This window comes from Methylomagnum ishizawai (assembly GCF_019670005.1).
In the GTDB taxonomy this organism is placed as follows: domain Bacteria; phylum Pseudomonadota; class Gammaproteobacteria; order Methylococcales; family Methylococcaceae; genus Methylomagnum; species Methylomagnum ishizawai.
Genome location: NZ_AP019783.1, coordinates 649,845 through 666,272, shown reverse-complemented (window position 1 = coordinate 666,272; position 16,428 = coordinate 649,845). Strand labels below are relative to the sequence as shown.

15 protein-coding genes are annotated in these 16,428 nt (G+C 63.7%); 2 read left to right on the top strand and 13 right to left on the bottom strand.

Translation table 11 applies throughout. The features are described from left to right. Nucleotides 1-164: 164 nt before the first annotated feature. From K5658_RS02900 to K5658_RS02885, 4 genes are all read right to left on the bottom strand, one after another. The gene (locus tag K5658_RS02900) at nt 165-2,141 is read right to left on the bottom strand and encodes a heme lyase CcmF/NrfE family subunit (RefSeq protein ID WP_221065495.1); all 1,977 of its coding nucleotides are present in this window, start codon (nt 2,139-2,141) and stop codon (nt 165-167) included. Beyond that, the gene (gene ccmE / locus K5658_RS02895; protein WP_221065494.1) at nt 2,138-2,599 is read right to left on the bottom strand and encodes a cytochrome c maturation protein CcmE; all 462 of its coding nucleotides are present in this window, start codon (nt 2,597-2,599) and stop codon (nt 2,138-2,140) included. The genes K5658_RS02900 and ccmE overlap by 4 nt, the downstream gene beginning before the upstream one ends. Next, nucleotides 2,596-2,769 carry a heme exporter protein CcmD gene (ccmD, locus tag K5658_RS02890; protein ID WP_221065493.1) on the bottom strand — a complete coding sequence of 58 codons (174 nt, stop codon included), beginning with the start codon at nt 2,767-2,769 and terminating at the stop codon, nt 2,596-2,598. Before ccmD ends, ccmE begins: the two co-directional genes overlap by 4 nt. 194 nt (nt 2,770-2,963) lie before the next feature. Further along, on the bottom strand, nt 2,964-3,806 hold the full coding sequence (locus tag K5658_RS02885; RefSeq protein ID WP_221065492.1) for a class I SAM-dependent methyltransferase: 843 nt from the start codon (nt 3,804-3,806) through the stop codon (nt 2,964-2,966). 95 nt (nt 3,807-3,901) lie between these two features. Between K5658_RS02885 and K5658_RS02880 the strand changes: the two genes are divergently transcribed. Beyond that, nucleotides 3,902-4,933: a class I SAM-dependent methyltransferase gene (locus K5658_RS02880; RefSeq protein WP_221065491.1), complete on the top strand. Its 1,032-nt coding sequence runs from the start codon at nt 3,902-3,904 to the stop codon at nt 4,931-4,933. A 469-nt stretch (nt 4,934-5,402) separates the two neighbouring features. After that, entirely contained in the window at nt 5,403-6,530 is a 1,128-nt protein-coding gene (locus K5658_RS02875) for a hypothetical protein (RefSeq protein ID WP_221065490.1), read from the top strand. Between the two features lie 69 nt (nt 6,531-6,599). On the opposite strand, the gene K5658_RS02870 is transcribed toward K5658_RS02875, so the two are convergent. The 9 genes from K5658_RS02870 to K5658_RS02830 form a co-directional block, all read right to left on the bottom strand. Then, nucleotides 6,600-6,803 carry a YjfB family protein gene (locus K5658_RS02870; RefSeq protein WP_221065489.1) on the bottom strand — a complete coding sequence of 68 codons (204 nt, stop codon included), beginning with the start codon at nt 6,801-6,803 and terminating at the stop codon, nt 6,600-6,602. A 67-nt stretch (nt 6,804-6,870) separates the two neighbouring features. After that, on the bottom strand, nt 6,871-7,524 hold the full coding sequence (locus K5658_RS02865) for a TMEM175 family protein (RefSeq protein WP_221065488.1): 654 nt from the start codon (nt 7,522-7,524) through the stop codon (nt 6,871-6,873). Nucleotides 7,525-7,807: 283 nt separating this feature from the next. Then, on the bottom strand, nt 7,808-8,725 hold the full coding sequence (locus K5658_RS02860; RefSeq protein ID WP_221065487.1) for an acyltransferase family protein: 918 nt from the start codon (nt 8,723-8,725) through the stop codon (nt 7,808-7,810). Nucleotides 8,726-8,945: 220 nt separating this feature from the next. Further along, nucleotides 8,946-10,778, bottom strand: coding sequence for a WD40/YVTN/BNR-like repeat-containing protein (locus tag K5658_RS02855; protein WP_221065486.1), 1,833 nt, complete (start codon nt 10,776-10,778; stop codon nt 8,946-8,948). A 391-nt stretch (nt 10,779-11,169) separates the two neighbouring features. After that, nucleotides 11,170-12,309 carry a PhnD/SsuA/transferrin family substrate-binding protein gene (locus tag K5658_RS02850; RefSeq protein ID WP_221065485.1) on the bottom strand — a complete coding sequence of 380 codons (1,140 nt, stop codon included), beginning with the start codon at nt 12,307-12,309 and terminating at the stop codon, nt 11,170-11,172. After that, complete coding sequence (locus tag K5658_RS02845; RefSeq protein WP_221065484.1) at nt 12,281-15,037, bottom strand: SpoIIE family protein phosphatase; 2,757 nt, start codon at nt 15,035-15,037, stop codon at nt 12,281-12,283. Before K5658_RS02845 ends, K5658_RS02850 begins: the two co-directional genes overlap by 29 nt. 275 nt (nt 15,038-15,312) lie before the next feature. Next, on the bottom strand, nt 15,313-15,507 hold the full coding sequence (locus tag K5658_RS02840; RefSeq protein WP_221065483.1) for a hypothetical protein: 195 nt from the start codon (nt 15,505-15,507) through the stop codon (nt 15,313-15,315). Nucleotides 15,508-15,509: 2 nt separating this feature from the next. Further along, a complete protein-coding gene (locus tag K5658_RS02835) occupies nt 15,510-15,995 on the bottom strand; it encodes a hypothetical protein (RefSeq protein WP_221065482.1) in 486 nt (161 codons plus the stop codon). Nucleotides 15,996-16,133: 138 nt separating this feature from the next. Continuing rightward, nucleotides 16,134-16,328: a hypothetical protein gene (locus K5658_RS02830; protein ID WP_221065481.1), complete on the bottom strand. Its 195-nt coding sequence runs from the start codon at nt 16,326-16,328 to the stop codon at nt 16,134-16,136. Between the last annotated feature and the right edge of the window lie 100 nt (nt 16,329-16,428).

Below are 16,428 nucleotides of genomic sequence, written 5' to 3'. Positions count from 1 at the left end.
GCTAGGGTAGCGAATCCCCGGTGTCGATGCAAAAACATCGCGTGGGGCGCGAGCCCGTCCACGATGAAAGACAGGCGCGAAATACGGATAGGCCAGTAAAACCAAGATGATACGGTGCACCACCCCACCCAGGCACCTGGGCGGAGACGGCGCGCCGCGACACTTCAACGGGCCAGGCCACCGACCAGCTTGGCCTCGCGTCCAACCGCTTCCCGTGCCAGCCGATAACGCCGGTCCGCCGCCGAGCACAAGCCCCCGGCCATCATCAGCACACCGCCCAACCAAATCCAGCGGATGAACGGCTTGTAATAGGCCCGGACGCTCCAGGCCCCGGCCTCCATCGGCTCGCCCAGGGCGACATAGAGATCGCGGGTCAGGCCGGGATCGATGGCGGCCTCGGTCATCATATTGCGCTGGACCTTGTACACGCGCTTCTGCGGCGACAACCGGGCGGCTTCCACGCCCTCGCGCAGCACTTGGAAATCGCCTTCCCGCGCCACGAAATTCGGCCCCTGCACATCGGTCACGCCCTGGAACACGATGCGGTAGCCGCCCACTTCCACGGTCTCGCCCGGTGCCAGCTTGACGATTTTTTCCTCGCTATAACCATTCGACAGCACCACGCCGACCAGGAACACCGCGATACCACAATGGGCCAGGGTCATGCCGTATACGCTGCGCGATTGCGAGCGCCAACCCTCCGCCAAGCCGCCGCGCAGCCGGAGCCGGTTCCACAGGGTAAAACCCGCGCTGCCCGCCAGCCAGAACGCCATCGTCAATCCCGCCAGCGCCTTGATATCGGCGATATTCCAGAACACGGCGGTGAAGACTATGCCGAGCAGCAAACTCGCCAGGGCCAGATAACGCACCCGGAACAACAACTGGCCGATCCTCGCCTCGCGCCAGGCCAGCATCGGCCCGATCCCGGCCAGCAGGCAAATCGGGGTCATCAAGGGCGCGAACACGCTGGCGAAATAGGGCGAACCCACCGAAATCTTGCCCAGTTTCAAGGCGTCCAGCACCAGCGGATACAAAGTGCCCAGCAGGATGCTGGCACTGGCCGTGACCAACAGGATGTTGTTCAACAGCAAGAGGTTTTCCTTGGAGACGAAACCGAATTGGGCGGTATCGCGGATGGCCGGGGCGCGCAGGCCGTACAGCAGCAAGGAACCGCCCACCACCAGCGCCAGCAACATCAGGATGAATAAGCCCCGCGCCGGGTCCGAGGCGAAGGCGTGGACCGAAGTCAGCACCCCCGAACGGACCAGGAACGTCCCGAGCAAGCTCAGGGAAAAGGCGAAGATCGCCAGCAACACCGTCCAGGCTTTGAACGCGCCGCGCTTCTCGGTCACGGCCAGCGAATGCAGCAAGGCCGTCGCCACCAGCCAGGGCATGAACGAGGCGTTCTCGACCGGGTCCCAGAACCACCAACCGCCCCAGCCCAGTTCGTAATACGCCCACCACGAACCCAGCACGATCCCCGCCGTCAGGAACACCCAGGCGATCAAGGTCCAGGGCCGCGACCACCGCGCCCAGGCCGAATCCAGGGAACCACCCAGCAAGGCCGCGATGGCGAAGGCGAAGGCCACCGACAAGCCCACATAGCCCATGTACAGCATGGGCGGATGGATGGTCATGCCGAAATCCTGCAACAAGGGATTGAGGTCGTTGCCGTCGGCGGGAGCCGGGACGATGCGCTCGAAGGGATTCGAGGTCAGCAGGATGAACAGCAAAATCCCGACGCTCACCAGCCCCATCACGCCCAAAACCCGCGCTTGGAATTCCAGCGACAAGCCCCGGCTGAACGCCGTCACCATCACCGTCCACAGCCCCAGGATCAAGGCCCATAGCAGCATGGAACCTTCGTGCGCCCCCCAGGTGGCCGAGATGCGGTAATACAGCGGCAGGCTGCTATTGGAATGCTGGGCCACGTACATGACCGAGAAATCATGGTTGACGAACGCCGCCACCAGACAGCCGAAGGACACCGCCAGGAACAGGAATTGCGCCCGCCCGGCGGCGGGTCCCACCGCCATCCAGGCGGGCATGCGCCGCGCCGCGCCCAGCAAGGGATAGGTCGCTTGCATCAAGGCGGTCAGCAAGGCCAGGATCAAAGCCAGATGTCCGAGTTCGGGACTCATTTCTTCCACCCTTGGTAATCGATGGGCGCTTGCCCATTCTGTTTGAGGGAATCGGCGACTTCGGGCGGCATGTAGTTCTCGTCGTGCTTGGCGAGGACTTCGCTGGCCTCGAACACGCCGGCCGGGTTGAGCTGGCCGATGGAGATGATGCCCTGCCCTTCGCGGAACAGGTCCGGCAGGATGCCGGTATAGACCACCTTCACCGTGGCCGGGCCGCCGTCGCTCAGGGTGAAATGGACGGTCGTGCCGTTGGCTTCCCGCTGCACCGTGCCCGGCACCACCAGCCCGCCGACCCGGAACGGATAACCCTTCGGCGCTTCCCCGGCGGCGACCTGGCTGGGGGTGTAGAAATACAGCAGGTTCTTCTGGAACGCGGTGAGGGCCAGGAAGGCCGCGACGCTGACCCCCAGAAGGATCAGCCCCACCACGGTCATGCGTTTTTGGCGTGGAGTCATCATGACGGCTTCCGTTGCTCTTGCTTGAGGCGGCGGGCGATGGTTTTCAGCACCCCGGCATGGCGCTTGAGGGGTGCCAGCAGATTGAGGATCAGGATCACGGCCATCAGGCCATAGGAAGTCCAGACATAGAGGGCGTAGCCGCCCATGGAGAAGAATTCGTTCCAGTTCATTGCGATAGCGGATGTGGATGGAAGGAGAGACCGGCGCGGAGCGCTTGGGGAACCGCCCCATCGGGGGTTGGGATGCGAGGCGGGATATTCTAGCGGTTTGGCGGGGGGTTGGCTGTGAAATGCTGGGCGATCCGTGGCTGGATGCGGCACGGCGGAACATCCCACCGCCCCCGCATCCGACCCGTTGGAGCCGCTTATCCACCCGCCTTCTCGAACCCCAGCACCCTATACCGCAACACCCCCCACCGGCTCGCCCATTCGGCGAACAGGGTCTCCGCCGCCGCCGACACGCTGGGCAGGGTGAACTCTTTGGCCAGTTTGCGGATGAAATCGTAGGTCGGCAGGGTCTCCTGGGTAATATCCCGCTCACAGCGCACGGCGAACCCGGTACTTTGCGCCAGACGGCGGTAATCCTCCAAACCATGGCGGAAATCGCAACGCCCATAAAACCCCAAGGTCGCGGGCCACATCCCCGCCAGGCCGATGAACGGCTTCAAACCCACCGTCGGCAGGAAATCCGACAAGGCCAGCCGTCCGCCCGGCTTCAACACCCGGAAAGCCTCCCGGAAGAATCGCTCCCGGCTGGGGAAATGGAAAATACATTCCACCGCCAGCACCGCATCCAAACTGGCGTCCTCGAACGGCAGGGCGCAGGCATCGCCCTCGATCCATTCCAGGGTATTGCCGGGCCGGGCTTGGATGCGGCTCCCGGCCCTTTCGAGTTGGCGCGGATCGATATTCAGCCCGGCCAGGGCCATGCGTTCGAAATTCGCATTCAAGCTGGCCGTGGTGCCGCCGAAACCGCAGCCCGCATCCAACACCCGCATCCCATCGGCCACGCCCGCCGCTTGGTACACCAGCCGCGACAAGGCTTCGGCGGCTTGCGCGAAATCCTCCGGCGTGCCGGTCGCGCGCTTGGGTTCGGGCCAATAGCCCCAATGCACATGGTGGCCGAACACTTGTTCCAGGACGGGATGCCCCTCGTCCAACAGCTTGAGCAAGGCATCGAAATACGGCAGGCGGATCGGGCTGGACATGGGTTTAGGCTCCTTTGGATGGCGTCGGCACCGGGTGGCCTGTCAGAATACCGGAAAAACCCCTGTCATCCCCATCGCCCGAGTACCCGTATCCCATGGCTTCCCCGCACGATCCCCGCGCCGCCGCGCTCGCCAGTTTCATCGACCGCCACCCCGGAATCCTGGCGGGCGGCGGTCCCGCCGCCGTGTTCCGCGCCCTGCCCGGCGATTATCTGGACGCGCTCGCGCCGCGCCCCGTCCATTATTACCAAACCGACAAGCCCGGCGCCGACGCCCTGGCCCGGCGCGGCCTCGAAGTCCGCACCGACGAACCCGCGGCCCCCGCCGCCCTCTGCCTCGTGTTCGCCACCAAGCACAAGGAAGAAGTCCTCTACCACTACGCCCGCGCCGCCGGATTGCTGGACGAAGGCGGCAGCTTGGTCGTCAGCGCCGCCAACGACCTGGGCGCGCCCTCGCTGGAACGCCGCTGCGCCGAGCTGATGGGCGGCGTCGAAACCTATAGCAAGCACAAATGCCGGGTGTTCCTGGCCCGGAAGGATTCGGCCAAGCTGGATCGCGGCCTGTTGGATGCTTGGTTGCAAGGCGGGGATTGGCATGGTATCGCGGACACCGGCTTGATGAGCCGGCCCGGCTTGTTCAGTTGGAAGGCGCTGGACCTGGGTTCGCGCCTCCTGGCCCGCCACCTGCCGGACGATCTGGCCGGGCGCGGGGCCGACCTGGGCGCGGGCTATGGCTATCTGAGCCGGGAAATCCTGGCCCGCCCGCGCCGCATCGCCGAATTGCACCTGTTCGAATCCGAACACAAGGCGCTGGACGCCGCCCGCCGCAACCTGGAAGGACACCCGGCGGCGCAATTCCATTGGGCCGATGTGACCCTGGGCCTGCCGGTGTCGCGGCTGGATTTCGTGGTGACGAACCCGCCGTTCCACACGGGGCGGGCGGCGGTGTCGGCGCTGGGCCGGGCCTTCGTGCGGGCGGGACTTGCGGCGCTCAAACCGGGCGGCCGCTTGTTCCTGGTCGCCAACCGGCATCTGCCCTACGAGCCGGAAATCGAAACACTGGGAGCGCGGGCGGCAACCCTGGCGGAGGCCGAGGGCTTCAAGGTGATCCTGGCCCTAAAGCATTGATTGCGCGATGGAAACCGGCCCCGCCGCCCCACCCGGCGCGGCTAGAAAAGAGTTGCAAGATCATCGGCTCTTTGGCACTCTCTCAAGCCCAGGCCGGGGGTCCAAGATAATCGCGATGAAACCACCCCGGCGACCTTTTATCCAGGGTGCCTTCCGACCTTGGCAAACCCCGTACGCCGGGGTTTCGGAAAAAGGCGTTTATGGACGGCGACGACAAAACCCATCGGACCGCGAATATGCCGGACCCCGTTTATCGAAACCCTCCGTAATCACCGGAAACTGGCCGCTGGCAAGGCGTCCCAACCCCGCCGCCGCCAAGCATTGGTTTACTCCATGCGGGATTCCGCCCTTACAACAACCACCTAATAATGATTATATGCTAACCGCCATAGCCGTTTTATTAGTCCTAGCGCTGGTTTATCTCATATATAGGCTCGCATGGTCCCCCCAATCCACCCGCCACCACGCGGTGGACCAGCCGCGCCCCGATATTCCGCCCCGGCCCCAAACCCAGGCCGAACCCGCCCCGGAAACCCCGGCAACCGCCCCCCAACTCCGCGCCACCGAACCGCCGCCACCGGCCAGCGAACCCGCTCCCGCAGCGGCGCAAGTGGCCGAGCCTCCCGCCGTGGCGGCGGTGCCGGTCGAGGCCGCCCCCGCGCCGACCCCGGCACCGCGCCCGGCCTGGGTGCCGGAGGATTCGGTGCTGCGCCGCCATTTCCTGCACCACACGGCCCTGATGGCGCAGACCGTCGCCGGTCCACGCCCCAGCGATAGCGTCCTGGTCCGCCATCATGGGCAATTGATCCAGAGCCTCGTCGACGCTTGCCTGCGCGATGAAGCCAGCCTGCTCAAGCTGCGGGCCGACTACGCGGCGCGTTTGGCGGCGTTGGCCGCGCCGCCAGTCCCGGTCGCGCCAGCCGCCACCGTCACCGAAGCGCCGACGCCGGTCGAGGAACCCCTTGTTGCCAACACCGCCGCTCCGATCCCGGTCGAAACCGCGCCGGTCGCCGCCCCGCCCGTCCGTGCCCCACGCCCGGCCTGGGTGCCGGAGGATTCGGTGTTGCGCCGCCACTTCATGCAGCACACGGCCCTGATGGCGCAGACCGTTGCCGGGCCGCGCCCCAGCGATAGCGTCCTGGTCCGCCATCATGGGCAATTGATCCAGAGCCTCGTCGACGCTTGCCTGCGCGATGAAGCCAGCCTGCTCAAATTGCGGGCCGGGTACGCGGCCCGGATCGCAGCGCTGGCCGTGACCGCGCCTCCGGCCCCGGTCGGGGAACCCGCCCACCTTGTCGCCGCAGCGGACGCGGCCCCGATCCCGGAAGAACCGCCACCGGCCGCGCCGGAACCCGCCGCCGCCCCGGCACCGCGCCCGCCGCTGATTCCCCAGGATTCCGTACTCCGCAGGCATTTCCTGCACCACGTCCTGTATATGCTGAAATCGGTCGCCCCGCCCCGCCCCACCGACAGCGTGTTGATCCGCCATTACGAGCAATACCTCGATAGCGAATTCAACGCCTGCCTGCGCGACCCGGCACGGCTGGAACGGCTGATCGCCCGCTATGGGGCCAGCAGGACGGCCAGAACCGCGTAAACCCAGCACCGGGCAGGGACGCCCGGCCCCTTCCGCGCCAGGGCGGACCCAACCCGGACGGCCCCGGTCTCAAGCCCAGACATCGAGGTTATGGCCGAGCGGCCCGGAAGGCGTGGCCGAGGCGATGAGCTGGAGCGCGTCCTGCCCCTCCCGCTTGGCTTGGTCGTTCGCCATCTTCATCACCGAAGCGCCGATCTTCTCTTGCAGCTTGCTGTCGTTCATGGCCTGGGCCAGGGCCATCAGGCCCGAATCGGAAAGACCCGAAATATCCATGGATGCCCCCTTGGGGTTGGTTCATAGGCTAAGGCTAGCGGAAATCCCGGCACTCCACCGGCCCCGCTCATTCGCCATCCGCCGCGCTCAGTATCGGGAGCCGCCAGCGGCGGGGGACGAGTCCCGCCACCACGTACAGGACCGCCATCAGCACATACACCAGATAGCTGGCATGGGGGCTGTGGAAGGCGATGGCTATGCCCAGGGCGTAGAACGGCGGCCCGACCAGCAAGCGGCGGTTGGCCTGGCGGATGACCTCGGGACCGAGGTCGGGTTTGACCAGCCGGTGGTTGCGGACGGCGTAGAGCCAACTGGCATGCAGGGTCAGCGAAGCCAGGATCATATTGCAGCCGTAGATGATGCTGGCCACGGCGTATTGGTGATGCTCGCCGAGCATGGCCGCGGAGAACGGCAGCAGCGAAATCCAGAACAGGAAGAAGATATTGATCCACAAGAAGCGGTTGTCGGTGTGGGTCAGGTGGTGGAGGTCGGCGTGCTGGTGGACCCAGAATACCGCCGCCACCGCGAAGCTGATAGCGTAGCTCAGCACCTTGGGCCACAGTTCCAACAGCGCCTTATGGAGTTCGGCGGCGGAAGCGGCCCCCGTGACCTCGTCGGCGATGATTTCCAGCACGAGGAGGGTCATCACGATGGCGAACACGCCATCGCTCAGGGATTGCAAGCGGCCTTTCTCGAAACCACGGCCATTGTGTTCGGACATCGGAGGTTGCTCCTGGGAGATTGAAAGAAATATAGGGAGGTGGCGGCGGGACCGATCCGGGCGGGCGGACGCCTCCGCCACGATCACGGAAGCAATTTCAAAGCGATGGCTTTGGAGAGCCTCATGCTCATTGTTTCCACCGCGAGCAGATACCGGCTGATTACCAAGCATATCATGGCGGTCGTGACCAATATCATACCCGCCGTCATGGCTTTTCCCAGGCCCAATCCCGGCAATGCGATAAGCAAAAAGGACGACCACGAGCATATGACAACGATCTGTATCAGATAGAGGGGGAACGATATTTTCCCCAGGAAAAGCGACCAACCGGAGGAAAGCAGCGCTTTGAGGCGCGGGGATAGGGCCACCGCCAGCACGATACTATCGCCATGAGGCACATCACTTTCGGGTGATTCTCGAACCCCCTATGCCAAGTCGATATATACCCATCGATGGCGATGATCGCGAATGCCAATATATCCGATCCGATGGAATCAAGATCGCGCTTATCGAAGTGCGATTTATTGAGCTCGCAGAGGAGATAGCCCAGCCAGAAGCAAGCCAGCTTTTGGCTTTTCAGATAGAGGAAGGCCAGCAAAATAAGAGCGATGGGCCAGTTGGCTTTGCCATGGCTCCTATAAATGGCGATGAACGAATAAAGCATATACGAACCCAGCAGTTCGGTCTGCATAGTCCATAAACTTGAGTTATAGCTGGTTTTCGGCTGATATTCGAAAAAGCACTCGTAGAAGGCAAACGTCAGCATTCCGCCCAAACTGGGCTTGGTATGGAAGTGGTCGCCGATCCAATTATAGGTAGTGGTATCCCACCCCCTCACGGTGGCCAAATATCGGGCCGCGTCCTGGTTGAAGATCAAATGCGCCTTCATCAACAAAAACGCGATCAGGGAGGCGACGGATACCGGAATAGCCAGCCTGAAATATCTCGATGTGGTGGCCACGAGCAAATCGCCGCCGTCCCCATAAACCCCTTTCACGCTCAGGGCGAAGCCGGAAATCACGAAAAAGACATATACCGCGAGGCCGCCATCGGTGATGAACAGACTCCATGGGCCGTTGTATTCTGGAATATATTCCAGTAGGAAAGCGCCGACCAAGTGGTGTAGGAATACCACGACACAGGCCCATCCCCTCAGCCCGTCCAGCCATTCCAGTCTTGTTTTGATGGGCATGGATTGCATTAGGTTGTCGGATTCTATAAATATCGGTTTGGAAACCACTGCGCGCTTTATGGTTCGTAGCTTGTGATTTGTAGTTTGATCAGGTTTTTATCCAAGGATATTGAAAGCCATGGCACGGGGAAATTTCAACGGCATAATCCCATCGCTCCCACGGTCCCCGTGGGAATGCGGCCCGCGCCACGGGAGCGGATTCGGCCCGGTGCCCATCCACACCACGGAATCAGGGGCATTGGCTGGTCAAGAGCGTGCCGTTTTGACCCGCGGCCACCCATTGGCGATGGCCCCAGGCGGCGGTGACCAATCGGTTCACCGTCCCCGAAAGTTGGCCGGTCCAGTTGGTGCCGTCCGGGCTGGTCAGGATCGTGCCCCCTTCGCCCACGGCCACGAACCCGCCATGGCCCCGTGATACGCCGAAAAGCGCGTTCGAGATTCCCGAGTCGCGCCGGGTCCAGGTCGTCCCATCCGGGCTGGTGAGGACGATCCCGCCCTCGCCGACCGCGACGAAGGTGGTTCCCCCCCAGGCGATAGCGCTCAAGGCGGAGGTCGTACCGGAAGAATGCGCTATCCAATGGCGTCCATCCAGGCTGGATAGGATCGCACCGCCGCCCCCCACAGCGACGAACCGATGCCGACCCCAAGCGATGTCCGCGACGGAACCGACACCGTTCAGTGGATATTGCCGCCAGCGTCGGCCATTCCGGCCGATCAATACGAAGGCGGTTTCGGTCGTGCTGTTGCTCCCAACCGCGACGAACTTGCCGCCCCCCCAGGCAATGCCGGTGGCTTGGCCGATGGATGGATCGGAAAACACCTGCCGCCACTTGAGTCCGTTGGGGCTGGCAAGCAGGACGACGTCCTGCGGGGAATTTTCCCCATTGGCACCTATGGCAACAAAACCATGGACGCCCCGGGCGCTGCGGTAGAGATGGGAAGCCGGGGCCGGGGTGCGCGATGCCCAAGCGATACCGTCGGGGCTGGACAGGATCGCACCATTGTCGCCGAGGGCGACGAAGCGCCGCGCACCCCAGGACACATTGTTCAACGCATAGGTCGGGCCGGTGGAACGCGGGCTCCAAGCGATGCCGTCCGGGCTGCTCAGGAGGGTGCCGCCGTCTCCGACGGCGACGAACCGGCCACCTCCCCGAGCCACCCCGTTGAGCCGGGCCTGGGTACCGGAAACACGCTGGGTCCAGGCAACGCCGTCCGGGCTGTCCAGGATCGTCCCGTTCTCCCCCACGGCCAGGAAGCCGCCGCCGTTCGCGATCACCCGGTACAAAGGATTGTATCCAGACGGGGGAATATCGTAGCCAAAGGTTCCAATAGCGATGTACCAATCGGGTAGACCGGAAGTCCGCTGGGTCCAGGTCGCCGCGTCCGGGCTGGTCAGGATGGCGGCGAAATAATCCGTGGCATAGGGATCGAAACCATTGGTGGTGTATCCCATGCCAACCATCGCCAATTGCTGGCCGTTCCAGGCCACGCCATAGGGGAAGATCGATGTGTTATTAGTTGGATGGAGCGCTGTAGGCTGTTCGGTCCAAGTGATTCCGTCCGGGCTGGTCAGCACCGTCCCACCCACCGCGACAAATTGGCCGCCGTCCCAAGTCACGTCGGCGAGGGCGTTCCCGGTATTTTGGAGGCGCGTGGTCCAGTCAAGTCCATCCGGGCTGGTCAGGATCACGGTGGATTGTGTGGTTTGGTCATAGCCCACGGCGACGAAGCGGTCACCGCCCCAGGCCACCCCGTTCAGCACGGCCTGGGTGGGCAGGGCGGTCCAGGACGTGCCGTCTTGGCTCGCCAAGATCGCCTGCACACCCACGGCGACCATGCGGCTACCGTTCCCAGCGATGGCGTTCAATGTGGCTTTCGAGTTGGAAGATCGCGGGGTCCAGGCCGTGGCATCCGGGCTGGTCAGGATGGTACCGCCCTCCCCCACGGCGACGAACTGGGTGCCGCTCCAAACCACGCTGTTCAGTGGGTTGCCCTGGGGCAATGGGTTGCGCCAAGTCCAGTCTGCCCCGCATCCGGCACCGAGGGCGGGCAGGGATAGCAATAGCCAAGCCAGCCGCCAGACCAGCCATAAAGCGATAGGCCTGTTCCGGGGGTTTGTGGGGTATGCAAATGGGGAAAGCGGCGAGGGTGGGGCGATGGGTTGGGACATGGCTTTGCTCCGGTTTCAAGCGGGTGGCCTATGTTCAACCTATTTGTCGATGACCGTGCATGACCAGCAGCCGGGGTTATGTGCCTGCCCCAACAAGTTCGAGATTCATAGCGCCGCGGGGCGGGAATCGGCATGAAGCCAAAACATAGGCGGTGACTGTCCCTCAGTCTAGCACGCGGTTCAGTCCGGTTTGGCCGCAGGGGTGGCGGGAGCAGGCAGGAAGATCGTATTTGGTGTGGCGGGTAAATACAGCACGCATCCACCCGCCAAAGCCTATTTCCTACTACTCCGAATACCTCTCATACAACCGCATCAACATCCCCAACTCCCCTTCCTGCGGCACGCACCAGCCCTCCAACTGGATATCCTTGAGGATTTGCCGGCCCTGGTCGTCCTCCGCCATATTCAAGAAAGTCTGGGTGATGCCGTCCTTCTGCGCCGCGATGGCCGGATCGATGCACAGCAAATGGAAGGCGAACTGGGTGTCGCTCTCGTCCACCACGCGGGTATTGCCACGGGTCAGCCCGGACAGCCCGTAATAGGTCTTCTTGAGCATGAACAACACATCCGCCTGCTGCTTCAACAGCATTTGCAGCGCCTTGATCTCGTTGCCCGCGAAATGCTGCTGGAAACGCGAGGAATCCAGCCCGTTCTCGTCGCACAGGAACCGCCCCAGCACATAGACGAAACTCCCCTGCGAAGCCGTCACCGCCTGCGCCTCGGGAAGATCGGCCAGCGCCCTGGGATCGTCGGCCCGCATCACGATCACCACCTCGTCGGCCTCGCCGACCGGCCGCAGCAGCGGGATGAAACCCCGCTTCTGCATCATCGCGCACGCCTCGAACGGCTTGGCGAACAACAAATCCACCACTTCCTGGCCCAGTTCGCGCCCGGCGGGCAATTGCTCGAAATGGATCGGCTGCTGCAAGCGCCGTTGCAGATAGGTGTTCAGCAGATACCAGCCGCTCAATTGCGCCCCCACTTGCAGGCTGGCGACGAAATTCAGCTTGCCGCCGGCGGGCGCGGCCTCGGCGGGTTTCGCCGCCGCCCGCACCGCGCTCACCACCGCGGGCTGGGCACCGCCGCCGCGCTCGGACGGCAGTTTCACGTCCGAAGTCAGGAACCGCCCCAGCCCGGTGATCTTGAACAGCATCGCCACCATGCGGTTGGGGTTCTCCACCTCGATCTTGATGCCGCGCTTCTCCCATTCCTCGAACAGCTTCAAGAGCAAGGACAAACCCATCGAGTTGACCCGCTCCACCTTGACGAAATCCAGCTTCACACGGATGTTGGACTCGACCCCGCGCAATTGGCTGAGCGAGGGGGCCGAATGGGCGTCCACCGAACCGATCAGCTCGTAGCAACGCAGTCCCGCTTCGCTGGCGGGCAAGGGATTAATGGAAAGTGAATCTGCTAGCGTCATGGCTGACGACCTCATCGTGTTCGCTGTGGTAAAGGAACTGGAACCCGGTACGCAGGCCGATCTGCGGCGACCTGTTCAAGTCCCAAAGCGTGGTGATCTGGGTGCTGCGGTGCGGGGTGACGCGCACCTGCAGGTAATCCGACATACGCCACATCAGATACAAGCCCGCGCCGCCGATGCCGGCCTCGACGCCCTCGGCCAGGGTGTGGGTGAGATGGTCGAGGAAGATCGCCGGGGTCAGGGTGCCCCAGTTGTCGGTGACGGACAGGCCCACGGTTTCCGGGCCGACCGCGACATTGATCCTGACCAGCTCGTTCTCGGCCAGGGCGCGTTCGGTGCCCTTGATGAAGAACGGGCGGCTCTGGCCGTCGCGGGGGGCGCCGTACAGCGAATTCTCGACCATTTCGTCCAGCACGATGGGGATGAAGTCCAGATGCTCCTGCGGCAAGACGCCGAGTTCCGCCAGCCAGGCGCGGATTTCCTCCATGAAGAACAGCTTGTCGTCGCTATGGGTCAGGAGGAAGGAACGCTCCATCATCCGGTCGGGGACCAGTTGGTAGATATCGTCGTCGGGCGTGGTTTGGTGCTGGGCCAAGAGGTGTTCCCAACCCAGGCGGTGGTAGAACTCGTCGTCGCGCGGCAACACCCGGCGGATGCCGTCGGCGCTGAGGCGGGGCAGGAGGTCGTGGAACTCGCCCTCGCTCATGAACACCACCAATTGCCGCGAGGTCGGCGAGGTGAAATGGTCGGACTGCGAGCGGTAGAACCCTTCGGTGACGCGCACCAGCTGGTTGGATTCGCCCGCCCCGGCCTGGGCTTCCACCCGGTCGGAATGCTCGATCACGGCCAGGGTCACGTCGTCGTCGAAATGCTCGCGGCCACAATGGGCGCGGAGGGTGGTCAGGATTTGATCCTGCAACACCTCGGGCGGGGCGTCGGCATATTCGCTCAGCACGGCTTCCAGCCTATCGAAGCCGAAGGGCTGGCCGCGGGGCGATTCCTGCTCGACCAAGCCGTCGGTGAACAAGAACAAACGGTCGCCGATCTCCAGTTGCAACTCCCGCTCGACCGCCAGATAGTCGGTGTCCAGGGTCTTGCCCAAAGGCAGGCCGAAGCCTTCGATCATGCGCCATTCCTGTTCGCCACGGCGGCGTAGATAAGGCAGCACATGGCCGGCGTTGGCGAAGCGCAAATGCCCGGTGCGGCTGTCGAGGCTGAAACAGCCCATGGTCATCAGCAAGGATTGGTGCGCGGTCGCCACCATGGTTTCGTTCAAGGAGCGGAGGATTTCGGCGGGACGGGTCACGCCTTCGTTCACCAGCGGATAAAGGCCGGCCTTGGCCGCCGACACCATGGTGCCCGCCGCCACGCCGTGGCCGCTGACGTCGCCGATCAACAGCACCGAATAATAGCCACCCACCTTGTAATAGTCGTAGTAGTCGCCGCCGACCTCGCTCGAAGTCAACAGCGTGGCCTTGCCCTGCACGCCGGGGAGGACGATGTCCGGGCTGGGCAGGATCGAGTGCTGCAAGGTGGCGGCGAGGTTGATTTCCTCCTGCAAGCGGCCACTGAGGGCTTCGAGTTCGACCAGGGTGGCCTGCAAGCGGTCCTCGGCGCGTTTGCGCTCGGTGATGTCGTCGCCGGTGATGAGGAACAGCGTCGGCAGCTTGGTCGCGGGATCGCGCACCACGGTGGCGTGCCAGATGATGTCCACCAATTCCTGGGTGCGGATCATCAGGGGGATTTCCGCGCCGCCCTCGCCGGCGTGGCCGCCCTCCATGACCTCCAGGAACAAGGCCCGGATGGTGTCCTGCTGCTCGGGCGCGAACAAGGTGTCGAAGAAATCGATCCCGCGCACCTCGTCCTCGGCCCAGCCCGAGATTTCCTGGGCGTAGCGGTTGAACAGGTTGATGCGGCCGAAGGGATCGAGACCGATGATGAGCGCCTGGGCGGTGTTGATGATGTTGTCGTTGAAGTCGCGCTGCTCGGCGAGGCTGGCCATGCTGTCCTTGAGCCGGTTCACCAAGGGATTCAACAGGAAGGTGCCGGAAAACACGATGGCGCCCAAGAAGAACACCAGCGACACGGCCTGGAGGTTCTGGGTGTTTTGCAGGCGGAAGTCGGAATCCTTCTGGTAGAACGCCACCACCTTGTCGATGCCTTCCACGGCCTTTTCCGGCGCGGTGGACAAGAGGTATTGCAGGCCGGGGTTGTCGAGATCGATTTGATCCACCGGCTGCGACAGGAGCTTCTTGACGGCGGAGATGTAGCTCTGGACCTGCTGGTCGAGGTTGATGGGATCGGCGAAATAGATGGTCCTGAGTTCCGGAGACAACTCGCCCGGCTCCGCCAAGAGGCGCGGACCCTGGCGGATGAGGCGGTCGCCGTTGCGGAGATAGCTGTGCATGTTGTCGAACAAGGTCACGGTTTCCACCATTTGCTGGCGGATCTTCTGGCGTTCGGCGTGGGTCTCGGCGTGCTGCATCTTGAGCGCGAGCAAGACGCCGCGCTCGATCAACATGCGTTGATGGCCGGCGAGGTTGAGGGCGGCGGCGCTACCTTCCTGGCTGCGCAGGTCGGCGATCAAGATGGCGTAGGTCACAAGGGCGGTCATGGCGAGCAAGGCCAACACCGTGACGTACTGGTCCAAGGCCCAGGCCAAGGCTTCCCGGAAAAAGCCCTGCGACCCGGCACCCGCTGCTTGGGCAGGATGCGGTTGTGGTTGCATATGTTCTCCTCATAAAGTGTGTTTTTTCATCTCGTTTTTTATCGTGCAGGGAGAGGAATAAGGTGTTTCGTGCTTGTATTGGGAAGTCTACAAGAAAGCCGGGGACTCGATGGGAAAAAAACAGATGGACGGGGTAGCCTGCGACATGGACTGTGTGGCCTTGAGGCAAGGTGCGGCCAAGCTCCCCAGGCGCGCCAGGAAACCGGCCCCGCGCCGGGAGGGGGATGGACAGGATGGGAAAGAGCGGACCGGAAAGAAGACCGGCCCGGACGGGATCAGCGGGTACGCAGCAGGTGCAACTGCACCACGCAACTGGCGGCCATCAGGGCGATGGCGGCGACGAGCAAGGTGAGGCTTTCCAAGCCCATCAGGTGGCGGACGCCCAGCAAGCGCCCCACCCCGGCGACACAGGCCAGCGCGATCCCGCCGCCCCCGGCCGCCACCGCGAATAGCTCCAAGGCCTTGGACATCGTTATCCCCCCGGACGTGGATTGAACTTGGTAAAAGCCATATCGGCATCGGCCGGTTTGGCCGGGCTTGGCACCGCGCCGGTCGCCGCCACCGTGGTCCATTCCAAACACCGTCTGCGCCGATCCCCGGCGCGGCGGTCATAGAACAGGCGGGCGGTTGCCTGGCTTTGGCCGTGCCGCCGGTCGTTGGCGGGCGAACGCTCCCGGTAGCGCCGGACCACCACCCGGCGTCCGCCGAACACCCTGAGGTTCAAGCGCTTGACGACCAAATCGGCGGCGAGTTCGGATTCCACCTCGACCAGGCCGTGATATTCGGCCAGCCGGGTCTCGACGTCCAGCAAGGCCATGATCTTGATCGCCAAGATACCGCCCTTGCGCCGCCAGGGTAGGAAACCGGGCCGGGGATCGAGGCCGTCCGCGACGAACCGCCCGAGCCGCTTGGGGTCGGTATCCGCCGGGATATTCCTGATGAACACGGTCGCCGTCACCCTAGCCCGCCCCCCGCCGGACCTGGGGACAACGCCGCGCCCTGGCCGGGCTTGGCCCGTCCCGGAAGCCCACGCCCCGTGTCCGGGCGGGATAGGCCACGATCTTCCCGCGCCACGGCGACAAGCCGCTACCGGATTTCAATCCCTCAGACCGTAAAGCAGGACGCTGAGCTGGCAACCGCACCATTCCACCTCGCGGTGCGTCTGGCTCGCGATGGCCAAGGCGCAACCCTGGGTTTGCGCGGGATCGTCGAAATACGCGATCACAAAACCTGCGGCCTCGTGGATCCGCCCATGGAATTTCCGGATCAGGGTTTCGATAATGGCTAACATGGCTGGTCTCCTTGCCTAGGGTGTGGCCGAAGGGTGGGTGTGCCTCCAATCAAGCACGGTTTATGCCCGCAAGCATTATCCCAAGCTTTTCATAGGCTTG

Bases quoted from the DNA above. Each gene is read 5' to 3' on its own strand.
- K5658_RS02840 (WP_221065483.1), bottom strand. From the start codon at position 15,507: ATGTCCAAGGCCTTGGAGCTATTCGCGGTGGCGGCCGGGGGCGGCGGG.
- K5658_RS02845 (WP_221065484.1), bottom strand. From the start codon at position 15,037: ATGCAACCACAACCGCATCCTGCCCAAGCAGCGGGTGCCGGGTCGCAG.
- K5658_RS02850 (WP_221065485.1), bottom strand. From the start codon at position 12,309: ATGACGCTAGCAGATTCACTTTCCATTAATCCCTTGCCCGCCAGCGAA.
- ccmD (WP_221065493.1), bottom strand. From the start codon at position 2,769: ATGAACTGGAACGAATTCTTCTCCATGGGCGGCTACGCCCTCTATGTC.
- K5658_RS02830 (WP_221065481.1), bottom strand. From the start codon at position 16,328: ATGTTAGCCATTATCGAAACCCTGATCCGGAAATTCCATGGGCGGATC.
- K5658_RS02860 (WP_221065487.1), bottom strand. From the start codon at position 8,725: ATGCAATCCATGCCCATCAAAACAAGACTGGAATGGCTGGACGGGCTG.
- K5658_RS02900 (WP_221065495.1), bottom strand. From the start codon at position 2,141: ATGAGTCCCGAACTCGGACATCTGGCTTTGATCCTGGCCTTGCTGACC.
- K5658_RS02880 (WP_221065491.1), top strand. From the start codon at position 3,902: ATGGCTTCCCCGCACGATCCCCGCGCCGCCGCGCTCGCCAGTTTCATC.
- K5658_RS02885 (WP_221065492.1), bottom strand. From the start codon at position 3,806: ATGTCCAGCCCGATCCGCCTGCCGTATTTCGATGCCTTGCTCAAGCTG.
- K5658_RS02870 (WP_221065489.1), bottom strand. From the start codon at position 6,803: ATGGATATTTCGGGTCTTTCCGATTCGGGCCTGATGGCCCTGGCCCAG.
- K5658_RS02865 (WP_221065488.1), bottom strand. From the start codon at position 7,524: ATGTCCGAACACAATGGCCGTGGTTTCGAGAAAGGCCGCTTGCAATCC.
- ccmE (WP_221065494.1), bottom strand. From the start codon at position 2,599: ATGATGACTCCACGCCAAAAACGCATGACCGTGGTGGGGCTGATCCTT.